We start from the raw sequence: 380 nt of genomic DNA, 5'->3' as shown, positions 1-380 counted from the left end.
CGCGAGTTCAATGAACGACCTTCGCTCTTCATCCAGCCCATCAGAGGATACCCCACGGCCTGCAACAGGCGTTGGCCGTAGATCACACGCTCGCCCTCGTGATCGGCATAAGGCTTTGGCATGCCGCGCAGATAGGGCGCGTGGGCTGGTCGCACAGCTTCCTTCACTTGGAGGCAGAGGACGTCTCGCTCTGAGTTGCCCCACAGCAGCGCGACGTAGGCCCGGGTCCAGACGCTGCCGACACCCACGACGCGATCGGCAACGTCGACCACATGGTAGCGGCTGAGCATGAACCGCCGCTCGCGCGGCAGCGTCTCGGCATAGCGCTCCAGACCGGTGGTCACACGCTCGCGCGTCGCCTCATCGACGCGGACGAGGAT

General features: G+C 65.0%; 1 protein-coding gene. It reads right to left on the bottom strand.

Annotated elements, in window-relative coordinates:
* The coding region (locus tag MKK88_RS28620) for a DUF2252 family protein (RefSeq protein WP_244005893.1) at positions 1–380 on the bottom strand (380 nt) is incomplete at both ends.

It is taken from the genome of Methylobacterium sp. E-005, assembly GCF_022829725.1.
Taxonomy (GTDB): domain Bacteria; phylum Pseudomonadota; class Alphaproteobacteria; order Rhizobiales; family Beijerinckiaceae; genus Methylobacterium.
This window is presented reverse-complemented; position numbering and strand designations above follow the sequence as displayed.